At 52.9% G+C, this 13350-nt stretch carries 11 protein-coding genes; 4 read left to right on the top strand and 7 right to left on the bottom strand.

The features are described from left to right. Window positions 1–48 precede the first annotated feature (48 nt). The gene (locus NA389_RS06750; RefSeq protein ID WP_000846613.1) at window positions 49–396 is read right to left on the bottom strand and encodes a YacC family pilotin-like protein; all 348 of its coding nucleotides are present in this window, start codon (window positions 394–396) and stop codon (window positions 49–51) included. A gap of 201 nt (window positions 397–597) precedes the next feature. Between NA389_RS06750 and cueO the strand changes: the two genes are divergently transcribed. Continuing rightward, a complete protein-coding gene (cueO, locus tag NA389_RS06755) occupies window positions 598–2208 on the top strand; it encodes a multicopper oxidase CueO (RefSeq protein WP_000946047.1) in 1611 nt (536 codons plus the stop codon). A gap of 77 nt (window positions 2209–2285) precedes the next feature. On the opposite strand, the gene NA389_RS06760 is transcribed toward cueO, so the two are convergent. Beyond that, window positions 2286–4676 carry a glucose/quinate/shikimate family membrane-bound PQQ-dependent dehydrogenase gene (locus NA389_RS06760; protein WP_000829733.1) on the bottom strand — a complete coding sequence of 797 codons (2391 nt, stop codon included), beginning with the start codon at window positions 4674–4676 and terminating at the stop codon, window positions 2286–2288. Between the two features lie 205 nt (window positions 4677–4881). On the opposite strand from NA389_RS06760, the gene hpt reads away from it, so the two are divergent. Further along, window positions 4882–5418 carry a hypoxanthine phosphoribosyltransferase gene (hpt, locus tag NA389_RS06765; protein WP_000683342.1) on the top strand — a complete coding sequence of 179 codons (537 nt, stop codon included), beginning with the start codon at window positions 4882–4884 and terminating at the stop codon, window positions 5416–5418. Window positions 5419–5475: 57 nt separating this feature from the next. Here hpt and can read toward each other — a convergent pair whose 3' ends face one another. Beyond that, window positions 5476–6138 carry a carbonate dehydratase gene (gene can, locus NA389_RS06770; protein ID WP_000651590.1) on the bottom strand — a complete coding sequence of 221 codons (663 nt, stop codon included), beginning with the start codon at window positions 6136–6138 and terminating at the stop codon, window positions 5476–5478. A gap of 108 nt (window positions 6139–6246) precedes the next feature. Here can and NA389_RS06775 point away from each other — a divergent pair, with 108 nt between their 5' ends. Both NA389_RS06775 and NA389_RS06780 read left to right on the top strand, forming a co-directional pair. Continuing rightward, window positions 6247–7173: an ABC transporter ATP-binding protein gene (locus NA389_RS06775; RefSeq protein WP_000150617.1), complete on the top strand. Its 927-nt coding sequence runs from the start codon at window positions 6247–6249 to the stop codon at window positions 7171–7173. Further along, window positions 7170–7940, top strand: coding sequence for an ABC transporter permease (locus NA389_RS06780; RefSeq protein ID WP_000983418.1), 771 nt, complete (start codon window positions 7170–7172; stop codon window positions 7938–7940). The genes NA389_RS06775 and NA389_RS06780 overlap by 4 nt, the downstream gene beginning before the upstream one ends. Before the next feature lie 117 nt (window positions 7941–8057). Here the strand turns inward: NA389_RS06780 and NA389_RS06785 are convergent, their stop codons facing one another. From NA389_RS06785 to NA389_RS06800, 4 genes are read right to left on the bottom strand one after another with little or no spacing between them, the layout of a single operon-like run. Continuing rightward, window positions 8058–9134, bottom strand: coding sequence for a fimbrial protein (locus tag NA389_RS06785; protein WP_000794036.1), 1077 nt, complete (start codon window positions 9132–9134; stop codon window positions 8058–8060). Window positions 9135–9142: 8 nt separating this feature from the next. Then, on the bottom strand, window positions 9143–11689 hold the full coding sequence (locus NA389_RS06790) for a fimbrial outer membrane usher protein (RefSeq protein ID WP_001225426.1): 2547 nt from the start codon (window positions 11687–11689) through the stop codon (window positions 9143–9145). A 26-nt stretch (window positions 11690–11715) separates the two neighbouring features. Next, window positions 11716–12399 carry a fimbrial biogenesis chaperone StiB gene (stiB, locus tag NA389_RS06795; protein WP_001086397.1) on the bottom strand — a complete coding sequence of 228 codons (684 nt, stop codon included), beginning with the start codon at window positions 12397–12399 and terminating at the stop codon, window positions 11716–11718. Window positions 12400–12446: 47 nt separating this feature from the next. Next, on the bottom strand, window positions 12447–12998 hold the full coding sequence (locus NA389_RS06800) for a fimbrial protein (protein WP_000779119.1): 552 nt from the start codon (window positions 12996–12998) through the stop codon (window positions 12447–12449). Between the last annotated feature and the right edge of the window lie 352 nt (window positions 12999–13350).

Raw genomic sequence — 13350 nt, forward strand, 5'->3', positions numbered from 1 at the left:
ATGACCGTGGATGCACGGTCATTATTTCAGCAATAGGATCGCGGAGGATTATTTAACGTAGGCTAACAGGCTCAGAGAATCACGGGCCAGAGCTTTGCATTTTTTAGCGACCGGAATACCGATGCCGCTAAGATCGCGGTAGCTGTCTTCGCCCAACGATTTCATATCGAAGGTGTCGTAGTTACTCAGGTCCCACTGATTTTGCTGGGCAAAAAAGACCAGCGCACGGCGAATCTGACTGTTGGGTAAATTTTGGTAACCACAGTCATTTTTCAGAAAAACGAAAACCGCCGTTAAATCGGCCATATCTTCGGCTTCGGATTCAGTAAGCGCATAGCTATTTGCGCATAAGGCCATCAGGCTGCCAAACAACACGGGTCTGAAAAACGTCTTCATTGCTTCTACCACGGCATCAGGGAAAGTCAACGTTAGCATACTGAGAACGTAGCGACGACTTTTATTATCAGGATTGGTCGCGGCGTTTTCATTCTTATTGTATTGCTGTCAGGAATGGTAAAGACGTGTTGCTGGCTTGACCTTCCCGTTAGGGCAGGGTCTAAGCTTAGACACCCGCCTGTTCATTATAAGGAAATGATTATGTTACGCCGTGATTTCTTAAAATATTCAGTGGCGCTGGGGGTTGCATCAGCGCTGCCGCTGTGGAGCCGCGCCGCTTTTGCCGCCGAACGTCCCGCGTTGCCTATTCCTGACCTGTTAACGGCAGATGCGAGCAACCGTATGCAGTTAATTGTTAAAGCCGGACAGTCGACATTCGCCGGTAAGAACGCGACAACCTGGGGCTACAACGGTAATTTGCTGGGGCCAGCGGTACAGCTTCACAAAGGAAAAAGTGTGACCGTTGATATCCATAACCAACTGGCCGAAGACACGACGCTTCACTGGCATGGTCTGGAGATTCCGGGCATCGTCGACGGCGGCCCGCAGGGGATTATTCCCGCAGGCGGAACCCGCACGGTGACGTTTACACCGGAGCAACGCGCCGCGACCTGCTGGATTCATCCGCATAAACACGGCAAAACCGGGCGCCAGGTGGCGATGGGCCTTGCTGGACTGGTGCTGATTGAAGATGACGAGATTCGCAAATTGCGCCTGCCGAAACAGTGGGGCATCGATGATGTGCCGGTGATCATTCAGGACAAACGCTTCTCCGCCGATGGTCAGATTGATTATCAACTGGATATTATGACCGCCGCCGTCGGCTGGTTTGGCGATACGCTGCTGACCAATGGCGCTATCTATCCGCAGCATTCCGCGCCGAAAGGCTGGCTACGTCTGCGCTTGCTAAATGGCTGTAATGCGCGTTCGCTGAATATCGCCGCCAGCGATAATCGTCCGCTTTATGTGATCGCCAGCGACGGCGGCCTGCTGGCGGAGCCGGTGAAAGTCACCGAACTGCCGTTATTAATGGGCGAGCGTTTTGAAGTGCTGGTGGATATCAGCGACGGGAAAGCCTTTGATCTGGTGACGCTGCCGGTCAGCCAGATGGGAATGGCGATCGCTCCGTTTGATAAACCGCATCCGGTGATGCGTATCCAGCCGCTGCGGATTACCGCCTCCGGTACGCTGCCGGATACGTTGACGACGATGCCTGCGTTGCCGTCGCTGGAAGGGCTAACGGTGCGCAACCTGAAACTGTCGATGGACCCGCGTCTTGATATGATGGGGATGCAAATGCTGATGAAGAAATATGGCGCTCAGGCGATGAGCGGTATGGATCATGACAGCATGAACGCGCATATGCAGGGCGGCAATATGGGGCATGGCGAGATGGATCATGGCAACATGGATCACAGCGGGATGAATCATGGCGCGATGGGCAATATGAATCACGGCGGAAAATTCGACTTCCATAACGCTAACTTTATCAACGGCCAGGTCTTCGATATGAACAAACCGATGTTCGCGGCGCAAAAAGGCCGACATGAACGTTGGGTGATTTCCGGCGTGGGCGACATGATGCTGCATCCTTTCCATATTCACGGCACGCAGTTCCGTATTCTGTCAGAGAACGGCAAAGCGCCAGCGGCGCACAGAACGGGCTGGAAGGATACGGTACGCGTTGAGGGCGGTATCAGTGAAGTGCTGGTCAAGTTCGATCACGACGCGCCGAAGGAACATGCCTATATGGCGCACTGTCATCTGTTAGAACATGAAGATACGGGAATGATGTTAGGATTTACGGTCTAATCGCTGTCTCCGACGCAGGCCGGGTAAGGAGAAGCCGCCACCCGGCACAATGCCCGGCATACGCCGGGCATTAATGGTTATTTCGCGTCGTCAGGCAAAGCATAGGCGACGATATAGTCGCCCATCTTCGTACCAAACGAACCGTGGCCTCCGGCAGAAACGACCACATACTGCTTACCGTTTACCTCATAGGTCATCGGCGTTGCCTGGCCTCCGGCGGGTAAACGTCCCTGCCACAGTTTTTCTCCGTTGCTCATGTTATAAGCGCGCAGGTAGTTGTCGGCGGTCGCGGCGATAAACAGCACGTTACCGGCGGTTGAGATTGGCCCGCCGAGCATGGGCATCCCCATGTTGAACGGCACCGGAACCGGCATCGGGAACGGCATACTGTCGCGCGGCGTCCCTATACGTTTCTTCCATACGATTTCATTGGTCTTCAGATCCAACGCGGAAATATAGCCCCAGGCCGGTTGTTTACACGGCAGGCCAAACGGCGAAAGGAACGGATTCAGCGTGACGCCGAATGGTACGCCGTACTGTGGCTGAATACCTGCTTCTGTACCGGTACCTTTCGCGTCTTTCGGCGGCTCCATCGGATTACCCGGGCCGCGTGGGATCAGCTTCGAGACAAACGGCAGCGCCATCGGGTTAGCGATAGCGACCTGACGGTCTGGATCGACGGAAATACCGCCCCATTCAAACATCCCCAGGTTGCCAGGGAATACCAATGTCCCCTGCTCGGACGGTGGAGTGAAGATACCTTCATAGCGCAACTGGTGGAACATAACGCGGCACACCAGTTGGTCGAACATGGTCGCGCCCCACATATCCGCGCCGGAGAGATCTTTTTTCGGGCGGAAGGTTAAATCAGAGAACGGCTGAGTTTTGGCGACGTAATCGCCTTTTGCCGCGCCCTGTGGGACCGGTTTTTCCGGAGCGGGTACGACCAGCTCGCCATTACGTCTGTCGAGCACAAAGATATTACCGGTTTTCGCTGGCGCATAGATAACCGGAACGGTGGTACCGTTAACGGTGATATCCGCCAGCGTCGGCTGTGCCGGCAGGTCCATATCCCACAGATCGTGATGGACGGTCTGATAACTCCAGGCCAGTTTCCCGGTGGTGGCATTCAGCGCCAGGATGGAGCTGGCATAACGTTCCTGCTCCGGCGTGCGGTTACCGCCCCAGATATCCGGCGTGGTCACGCCCATCGGCAGATAGACCAGATCCAGTTTCGCATCATAGGCGGCAGGCGCCCAGGAGTTCGGCGAGTTAAAGGTAAAAGCGTGCTCATCGGCTGGAATCGCGTTCGGATCTTTCGCCCCCGGATCGAAGGCCCACAGTAGCTTACCGGTATTAACGTCAAAACCACGGATAACGCCGGACGTTTCGCGGGTAGAGAAGTTATCCGTGACCGAACCGGCAATGACGATCGTTTTATCGGTGATAATCGGCGGCGACGTCGGTTCATACAGTCCCGGCGTGGTGTCCGGCATATTGGTTTGCAGATTCAGGACGCCTTTATTGGCGAAGGTTTCACACAGCTTGCCGGTTTCGGCATTCACCGCGAAAAGGCGACCGTCATTGACCGGGAGGATAATGCGGCGCGGACAGTCGGCGATGACCTCCGGCGAGGCGGTATCCGCTTTGGCCTCATGATAAGAGACGCCGCGGCAGGTCACATGCTGGAAAGACGAATCGGTCTTCAACTGAGGATCAAAATGCCACTTCTCTTTACCGCTGGCGGCGTCCAGCGCGAACAGACGCTGGTGAGCTGTACACAGATAAAGCGTATCGCCGACTTTAATCGGGGTCACTTCGTTGGTGATTTCGCCCGGATCGTTGGGTTGTTTCAGATCGCCGGTGCGGAAGACCCACGCTTCTTTCAGTTGGTGAACGTTATCCGCAGTGATCTGTTTCAGCGGCGAATAGCGTTGGCCTTCCTGATTACGTCCATAGGCCGGCCAGTCTTCGTCGGCGATCGACGAGCTTGTTGCGGCGGGCGTGGCGTCGGCGCGAAGCGTACCGTTGATCTCCTGCGGGTCGTTGAAGCCAGCCCAGGTCAGAATGCCGCCGCTAATCAGCAGCGCCACGACCAGCGCCGCCACTGCACCGCTGGAAGGAACCACCAGACGATGCCAGACAAACGGCAATATTAGCCAGATGCCGAAAAACACCAGGATATCGCTACGCGGCGTGAGCGCCCAGAAGTCGAACCCGACTTCCCATACGCCCCAAATCATTGTCGCCAGCAGCAAGGCGGCATACAGCCACAGCGCGGCACGTTTACTGCGCCATAGCAATCCGGCCACAACCAGCATCACGAGGCCCGCGATGGGGTAGTACCAGGAACCGCCAATAGCAACCAGCCAGACACCTCCGATAAGAAGATACAGCCCACAAAGCGCTGCAAAGAGGGCCGTCAGCGTCACGAGTAATCGTGGCGATCGTGCGTTATTTTCTGCCATAAAAAGACACCATCCCAAATTGTTAATTTTTTAGTAGCAATTAAGTATAGGAATTAACATGTGTGATCGTAATCACAAAATGAGCTTTCTTATCAAATGCCGCGAATGAATACGTTTGCTGTTATACTGCGTGCCTTGCGCGTCAATGCGGCGTTATTAGTCACCGGCATTGAGTGATTTGTTTTTAAATCATATGGTTATAAATATGAAACATACTGTTGAAGTCATGATCCCCGAAGCGGAGATCAAAGCACGTATTGCCGAGCTGGGTCGTCAGATTACCGAACGTTATAAAGACAGCGGCAGTGAAATGGTGCTGGTAGGTCTGTTGCGTGGCTCATTTATGTTTATGGCGGACCTGTGCCGTGAAGTCCAGGTTCCTCATGAAGTCGATTTTATGACCGCCTCCAGTTATGGTAGCGGCATGTCCACCACCCGCGACGTGAAAATCCTCAAAGATCTGGATGAGGATATTCGCGGTAAAGACGTGCTGATTGTCGAAGACATTATTGATTCCGGTAATACGCTGTCGAAGGTCCGTGAAATCCTGGGCCTGCGCGAGCCGAAATCGCTGGCGATTTGTACGCTGCTGGATAAACCGTCTCGTCGCGAAGTGGACGTGCCGGTTGAGTTCGTTGGCTTTTCGATTCCGGACGAATTCGTAGTCGGTTACGGTATCGACTACGCCCAGCGTTATCGCCATCTACCGTATGTTGGTAAAGTGGTGCTGCTGGACGAGTAAGAGCAGAAATGCCGGATGGCGTCGCTAAAGCGACTTATCCGGCCTATAGCTAATGGCTTATTGGTGGGGAATGTATTTCAGACTTAGGGCGGAGATACCCTTATGATAGCCGTTCTCCAGCGTTTTTTTGTTGGTGGCGGTGACGTCAAGATCGCGCAGCAGGCCATCATTGATACTGTACGCCCAGCCGTGAATGGTCACATTCTGCCCGCGTTTCCACGCTGACTGCATAATGGTGGAATGCCCCAGGTTATAGACCTGCTCCATGACGTTCAATTCATAGAGCGCGTCCAGACGTTGCTCTTCGGGCATTTTTCCCAACAGCGAGCTATGTTTAAGCCAGATGTCGCGGATATGCAGCAACCAGTTATTAATCAAGCCCAGCTCAGGGTTTTCTACCGCAGCCTTGATACCGCCGCAACCGGAGTGGCCGCAAATGATAATATGCTCAACTTCCAGAACATCTACCGCATACTGAACCACGGAGAGACAGTTCAGATCGGTGTGAATAACCAGGTTAGCCACATTACGGTGAACAAACAATTCGCCCGGTTCAAGCCCGGTTAAACGCTCTGCGGGAACGCGGCTGTCGGAACATCCAATCCATAGAAAGCGCGGTTTTTGCGCTTGCGCCAGTTTCTCAAAAAATCCGGGGTCCTCTTCCACCAGCATTTTTGACCATAGTGCATTGTTGCTGATGAGTGTATCTATGTCTTTCATGGAAGTTAACGACCTGTAACCAAATAAGTGCGTTGGGCTAATATAGGGCAACTCCGTAGTTATTTAAACCATATATAAAGTGTAAGAACGTAAAGTAAGTGAGAATTTATGACCATTGCGCTGGAACTTCAACAACTTAAAAAAACCTATCCCGGCGGCGTTCAGGCGCTGCGCGGCATAGATTTGCAGGTCGAAGCGGGGGATTTTTACGCGCTTCTGGGGCCAAATGGAGCAGGGAAATCGACCACCATCGGTATTATCAGCTCATTGGTTAATAAAACGTCCGGGCGCGTTAATGTTTTTGGTTACGACCTGGAAAAAGACGTGGTTAACGCTAAGCGACAGCTTGGACTGGTGCCACAGGAGTTTAACTTTAACCCGTTTGAAACGGTGCAACAGATCGTAGTGAATCAGGCCGGTTATTACGGCGTGGAACATAAAGAGGCGGTTTTACGTAGCGAAAAGTATTTAAAACAGCTCGATCTGTGGGAAAAACGTCATGAACGCGCGCGGATGCTCTCCGGTGGGATGAAACGCCGCCTGATGATCGCCCGCGCATTGATGCATGAGCCTAAGCTATTGATTCTCGATGAGCCGACGGCGGGCGTCGATATCGAATTGCGTCGCTCGATGTGGGGATTCCTGAAAGACTTAAACGCCAAAGGCACCACGATTATTCTCACCACCCACTATCTGGAAGAGGCGGAAATGCTGTGCCGCAATATCGGTATTATTCAGCACGGCGAGCTGGTGGAAAATACCTCCATGAAAAATCTGCTTTCAAAGCTGAAATCGGAGACGTTTATTCTGGATTTAGCGCCAAAAAGCCCGCTGCCTAAGCTTGCGGGTTATCAATATCGTCTGGTGGATACCTCGACTCTGGAGGTTGAAGTGTTGCGCGAGCAGGGGGTTAACAGCGTTTTTAGCCAACTGAGCGAGCAGGGGGTTCAGGTATTAAGTATGCGTAATAAAGCCAACCGTCTGGAAGAACTGTTTGTGTCGCTGGTGCATGAAAAACAAGGAGATCGCGCATGATGCAGCTTTACTGGGTTGCCCTTAAAAGCATCTGGGCGAAAGAGATCCACCGCTTTATGCGGATCTGGGTGCAAACGCTAGTGCCGCCTGTCATCACGATGACGCTCTATTTTATTATTTTCGGTAACCTGATCGGTTCGCGCATCGGCGAAATGCATGGTTTTAGCTATATGCAATTTATTGTGCCGGGCCTGATTATGATGGCGGTTATTACTAACTCCTACGCGAATGTCGCGTCGTCATTTTTTAGCGCCAAGTTTCAGCGCAATATTGAGGAACTGCTGGTCGCGCCGGTACCAACGCACGTGATTATCGCCGGATTTGTCGGCGGCGGCGTGGCGCGCGGGCTGTGCGTGGGGATTCTGGTGACGGCGATTTCGCTCTTTTTTGTGCCTTTCCAGGTGCATTCCTGGGTATTTGTCGCGCTAACGCTGATTCTGACCGCGATTCTGTTCTCGCTGGCCGGACTGCTGAACGCCGTGTTTGCGAAAACCTTTGACGATATCAGCCTGATCCCGACCTTTGTGCTGACGCCGCTGACCTACCTCGGCGGGGTATTTTACTCGCTGACGCTGCTGCCGCCGTTCTGGCAAGGGTTGTCGCACCTGAACCCGATCGTCTACATGATCAGCGGCTTCCGTTATGGTTTCCTGGGTATCCATGATGTGCCGCTGGTGACGACGTTTGGTGTACTGGTGATCTTTATCGCCGCTTTCTACCTGCTGTGCTGGTCGCTGATCCAGCGTGGGCGCGGTTTGCGCAGTTAAGTGTTGACAGGGGAGATGGGGCGTTGGGTTGCACTTCGCTTCACCCCATCTACGGGGCCGTAATATCAATGGGTTACGGGTCTGTAGGGGGAGGCTTGCTGAAACCCAACGCTTCTCTCAGCGAATCTGAATCTCCAGCGTGGCGGTAGCCTGGTATTCTCCGGTGTGGGGAACATGTCCGGTGGTATTGACCGGCGCGGCGGTGAACTCGGTGCTGCCTCTACCGTCGGCGTAATCTTCAATCGGCAATTCGGCGCTGCCGCCGGGAACGATGGTCTTATCGTATTTATCGGAAATCCGTATCCCTAAATTCTCATTGTCGGTTTTCAGGTATTCCGGGTTGTGCGGATCGGTTTCTCCATTCAATGACATTGACAGGTTGGTGCCGTCCGCCACGTTGCTACAGGTAAAGTTTACCTGAGTGGTGACGTGCGAGTTCTGCGGACTGTCGCCGAGGTGACGAATATCTTTGCCCTCAATATCCGGCAGCCTGACCTCGATAACCTGCCCGGCGTTGATGGAACAGGACTGCGGCACGGTAATGGTCCCGGACATGGTGACGTGCGCGATAGGGGGAATGGAGGGGGGAATATTATCTCCACTGCTGCCCGGCGTTTTTGATAAATAGAGATTCATGATCGTTGTTTGCGGGATCGAGATTTCTCCGACCAAAGGATGAGTAATATAAATCCTTACCGTGCCTTTATTACCCGCCGTCATTGATTTCATTTCTGCATCGCCACAGCCGCCTGCGGAGGCATCATTATTGCTGATTGAGGAAAACGGGACGGGAATATATTCGCCAAGCTTCCCGGCTATATACGCTTCGGTACCAATTTCCAGTTTGCCTGTCACGAGGACATAGTAATCCATATGTCCGTAGTATCGCGTCTCGCTGTGCGTGCCTTTCTGCGTCAGATCGCCGGTGGTCGCGGTGAAATAGTTGTACCCGCGATAATCACTGTTATCGCAGTCGCATTTAGCCGAATATTCTCCGCCTGCTGACCAGTGCTCTTCAACGATGGTTCCCGTCTGGTTCCCATCCGTATCGGTAATGGTTTGATTAAAACTAAAAGGAAAATCATGCGTGCCGCTGGTTGGTTGACACCAGCCGCTTCCGTTGCCCATCGTTCCGTCTGCCAGCGCATGGCCTGAAAATAGCGACAACGCCAGCAGCATCCATAAATTCTTCATTGTGTTCCTCACTGGCAGACGGCGTTCGCCATCACTATGCCGTTCATATTTTTGCTGATATCCAGACGGTAATCCGCGCGGCAAGAGGCGCTTCCCCAGTTCACCAGGAGCAGGCCCTCTTCCGGCAGGCCGCTGAGGAAGACCTGGCCTTTATCGCCGACGATACTGGCCAGGTTCGCATCCTGCCCATCGACGCTTGCCGTCGCGCCAAAGGGCACGGGCTCGCCATTGCTACGCGTCAGCGTTAACAGCACGCGATAGCCCTTATGCGTGTCATACGCCGCGCGCACCACCGCATTACGTGTCGGGTAGACAGTCTGGTTGTTGAGCGGAATATCCACGTTGTCGGCAAACGTGCTGCTGTCGAGCGAGATATCGTAGCGATAATACGGCGTGACGTTGGGGATCACCGTATAACCCCGGAAGTCGGTGGCGACGCCGGTCTGGTTTTCAACCGAAACGCCGCTGGCGCCGGGCGCTTTAATTAAAATCGCCGCGCCGGTAATCGGCTGGCTCAGGGTAATACCGTTTTCGTGCGCCAGAATGCCGCCGCTGATGCCGTAGCTGACCTGTTGGCTATCTGGCGACTGATTGTAACCGGCGTTGAGGTTGGCATAAGTGCCTTTATAGCTGGCGTTTACCCCGCCGGAATCACCGTCTTGTGTGCTGTGGCTTTGCTGTAACGACCAGTTCAGGTTTCTGTCACGCAGCGCAGTGCCGCTAAGGGTGGTGCTGTTCACCGTGGCATCGTGCTTACGCGTGTTCAGCATATAGCTGGCGTATAGCCTGGAATCGAACACCGTAAACGGAACGTGCAGCGACAGCGTGAACAGCCGATCGTTCTGGTTATAACGATCGTCGTCGTTGTCATCATCGTCATTGTCCGAACGGTACTGGTAGGTGTTTTTGTTATAGCTGTAGCTCAGCGTATAGCTCACCGGACCCCAGCTATTGTTGTAGCTGGCGCTCAGGGATTCCATCTGCTGCGCGCTGTGCCAGTAATCTTCTTTGACCCAACTTAGCGTTAAGGAACCGAGCGTATTGCTAATTTGCTGGTTGACCGAGGCTTCGAAACGATTATGGCGCTTGCCGTAGTTATCATAAAAATCGTCGTCCGGGTTGATCACCTCGCTCAGCGAATTGTAGTTTTCGCTGGCGTAACGATAGCCGGCCAGCGAAAACGTGGTGCCCGTGCTGACGACGCCCTTGCTGTAGCGGACGCGCCAGGATTGCCCGGCTTCTTTGCGGCCATCGTCAAATTTGGCGTGCGACCAGATACCGTCCAGGGAAATGGCCCCCAGCATCTGCATATTTTGCCCGACGCCGAAGGCGACGGACTGGTATTTATCGCCGGCAATCTGGCTGCCGCCGTACAGCGTGATACCCCACGGCAGGCCGTACAGCAGGGTCGCCTGGCCGAAGTCGTCCAGCGTGTGGTTGTCGTAATCACGATATTTACCCACGGTCACGCTGTATTTTGCCCGTCCGGTGCGCTGCAGAATCGGCAGCGAAGAGTAGGGCACGATAAAATGCTGTTCGCTACCGTCGGCTTCTTTTACCGTCACGTCGTAGTCGCCGTTGCTGCCGGTGGGAAACATATCGTTGATTTCAAATTCGCCCGGCGAAACGGCAGTTTGATAGGCGATATAACCGTTTTGCCGCACGATAACCTGCGCGTTTGAACGGGCGATGCCGCGAATCGTCGGGGCGTAACCACGCTGGCTGTTGGGCTGCATTTGATCGTCAGAGGTGAGCTGGAGGCCGCGAAAAGGTACGCTGTCGAACACGTCGGATGGCGTATTGCTGTCTCCGGCGGTGAACTGGCTTTTCAGCGCGATAATGTCGCGCTGTAAATAGTTATAAACGCTGTTCCAGCTACCGCTCTCGCCGTTATTTGCGCTCCAGTTACTGTAGTTGCGAAAACGCCACGGCCCGAGGTTAAAACCCGGCTGGAGAGCGAGATACTTCGATTCCGCATCGTCGGAATCCTCACTGGAACCGTACTCTTTATAGCCGCTGAAACTGTAGTTCAGCATTAGCGCGGTAATTCCCTCCTGCCACTTTTCCGGCGGCACGTAGCCGCGCGCGTTGTTGGCGATGTAGAGTTGAGGGATGCTTATCGATAATGCCTGTTGCTGAAAATCAAACTGCTGGCTGGCACCGGGGATAGCGCTGAGATCGACGCAGCTTTTTTCACTCTCCAGCGTTGGAAAAAGGTCGGTTTTGACGCCGTTATCTTTTAGTTCCTGAAGCCGTAAACAGCCCTGTAATGCCTGTTGACCGTCACTGAGCGTCGTGAGTTGAAAATCAACGTTTCGCGCGCCGATTTCTGTTTTGTTGATAATGATAGTGACGTAATAGGTGCCAGGAAGTTGGCTTTTGTCGTTATCAAATGTCGACAGATCGACGCTTGTGCGATTCGCCTGCCCATGGTGTTCAATAAATGCCGGATTGAAATAGTCGCGCGCCCATGCAACATGTGCGAACGTGCTGCCCAGCGCGATACACACAGCGCAGCGCGATAAATAAAATCCCCTGTGTTGCCCTTTGCGCATCGGCACTCTCATCCCTGTCACTCTTCTCAAGGCGTTTGTTTATGTTCGGGGCCAGTACCGCCAAAATCGTTGATGATAGACCAGGCGATCGGGCCGCTGGCGGCGGCAGGCAGCGTGTACTGCGCGTTGCCGAAAGGCGCCACATAGCGCGGGGCTTTTACTTTTTGACTGCCAACGGAAAGGGTGGCGAAGTTTATATAATAGGGCGTGGGGTTCTTCACGGTGAGCGTGCGACCCTGACGCGACCACGTTAACCGATCGGCAACCTCTTCTGGCTTTTGGGTTAACGCTTTTGGCCGGTAAATCAGCTTAAATTCCGCTTTAACGGCCAGCATGAGCGTATTGTGCTTATTGTCCGGATTGCTGCTGGGAATCGATTTAATATCCAGCCAGTACAGCGACTCGCGATCTTCCGGCAAATTGCCGCCGGTACGGATAATTCGCAGTACGTTCTTTTGCCCGCCATTAAGGCGAAAAAGCGGCGGGGTGACCATAAACGGCGCATCGCCGCTCGCCCCGGTTTCGCTGATCGATTGCGCCCAGGACTGAATTAAATAGGGAACGTTGTCGCTATTGCTTATCGATATGGATGCATCTTTGGCATCGCCGTGAAAAATAACCCGCGTTGCGCCGATGTTTATCCCTGCGGCATGCGCCAGCGAACCGCACAACAGGCAACAAAGCAACCCTGCTTTAGCCAATGAATTCATTGATGACCTCAATAAACAAATGGGCCAGCCGACGCTGGCCGCCAGGATCAGTTATATTGCAGATAGAATGTTGCGCTTGCATCGACATTTCCCGACCCAACGGGAACCGCGGTGGCGATATAGCGGGCGGTGAAAGGCATTGAGAGTGTCGTCACCCCCTCTTCTGTAGGGAGCGCGACTGCGGAAGACCATGCCTGAAGATCGTTAAAGGTCACTGGCGTACTGTCACCCGTTTTATCAAGAATTTGCACGCCAATATTCTGAGCATCAGCCTCATTTTTCAGGATGGTCGCATCGGTTCCGTCGAGCGTACCTTCAAAGCGTGCCTGTACATTGCTGTAGATGTTTGCGTCGCAGTTTTCGAGATCGATGGTGAAGCCTTTATCCCCTGCCGTTTGCCCTGCGGCAGTAAAAAGAGAGGCAAATTCGTTCTGTAATGTTACCTCTATTAATACTGAATCCGTTTTTACCGTACAGGCGTTTTGCTGAATGAGGCCGGTGATATGTACGGTGCCGTCTTTAGCGGTGTCTGCCAGCGCGGCGGGGGAGAGGGTGATGGCAGCCAGTGCCACAGCGAGTGTTTTTAAGGTGAGTTTCATTATCTTTGATCCTTTAAGATATTATAAATATTGACATAGTAGCAATATTTATTGTGTGGAAAGTTATTGTTCTTTTTATTCCCGAATGAGTAAATATGATGTTCGATGATTTTTGCGGCGCGAAGAAAAATTCAGAATACATAAATATAAAATATTTATAATATATATTTTATTGATTGTTTCGGTGGATGTTTATTTAAGAATTGCCGTGATTATACTTTCAATGGGCCAGATTCTATGAAGGCTGCGAACATTTTTAAAAATAATGCAAATTTTTTTGAATAAAAAATGATCGTGGTCATAGAGTGTTGTCGGCCAAAAAAACATGCTGACATGCTGGATTGGAGCTCAA

The organism is Salmonella sp. NW645 (genome assembly GCF_051703725.1).
GTDB classification, from domain to species: Bacteria; Pseudomonadota; Gammaproteobacteria; order Enterobacterales; family Enterobacteriaceae; genus Salmonella; species Salmonella enterica.

What these genes read in the sequence shown, in the direction of transcription:
- NA389_RS06750 (WP_000846613.1), bottom strand. Translation starts at nt 396, where the DNA reads ATGAAGACGTTTTTCAGACCCGTGTTGTTTGGCAGCCTGATGGCCTTA.
- cueO (WP_000946047.1), top strand. Translation starts at nt 598, where the DNA reads ATGTTACGCCGTGATTTCTTAAAATATTCAGTGGCGCTGGGGGTTGCA.
- NA389_RS06760 (WP_000829733.1), bottom strand. Translation starts at nt 4,676, where the DNA reads ATGGCAGAAAATAACGCACGATCGCCACGATTACTCGTGACGCTGACG.
- hpt (WP_000683342.1), top strand. Translation starts at nt 4,882, where the DNA reads ATGAAACATACTGTTGAAGTCATGATCCCCGAAGCGGAGATCAAAGCA.
- can (WP_000651590.1), bottom strand. Translation starts at nt 6,138, where the DNA reads ATGAAAGACATAGATACACTCATCAGCAACAATGCACTATGGTCAAAA.
- NA389_RS06775 (WP_000150617.1), top strand. Translation starts at nt 6,247, where the DNA reads ATGACCATTGCGCTGGAACTTCAACAACTTAAAAAAACCTATCCCGGC.
- NA389_RS06780 (WP_000983418.1), top strand. Translation starts at nt 7,170, where the DNA reads ATGATGCAGCTTTACTGGGTTGCCCTTAAAAGCATCTGGGCGAAAGAG.
- NA389_RS06785 (WP_000794036.1), bottom strand. Translation starts at nt 9,134, where the DNA reads ATGAAGAATTTATGGATGCTGCTGGCGTTGTCGCTATTTTCAGGCCAT.
- NA389_RS06790 (WP_001225426.1), bottom strand. Translation starts at nt 11,689, where the DNA reads ATGCGCAAAGGGCAACACAGGGGATTTTATTTATCGCGCTGCGCTGTG.
- stiB (WP_001086397.1), bottom strand. Translation starts at nt 12,399, where the DNA reads ATGAATTCATTGGCTAAAGCAGGGTTGCTTTGTTGCCTGTTGTGCGGT.
- NA389_RS06800 (WP_000779119.1), bottom strand. Translation starts at nt 12,998, where the DNA reads ATGAAACTCACCTTAAAAACACTCGCTGTGGCACTGGCTGCCATCACC.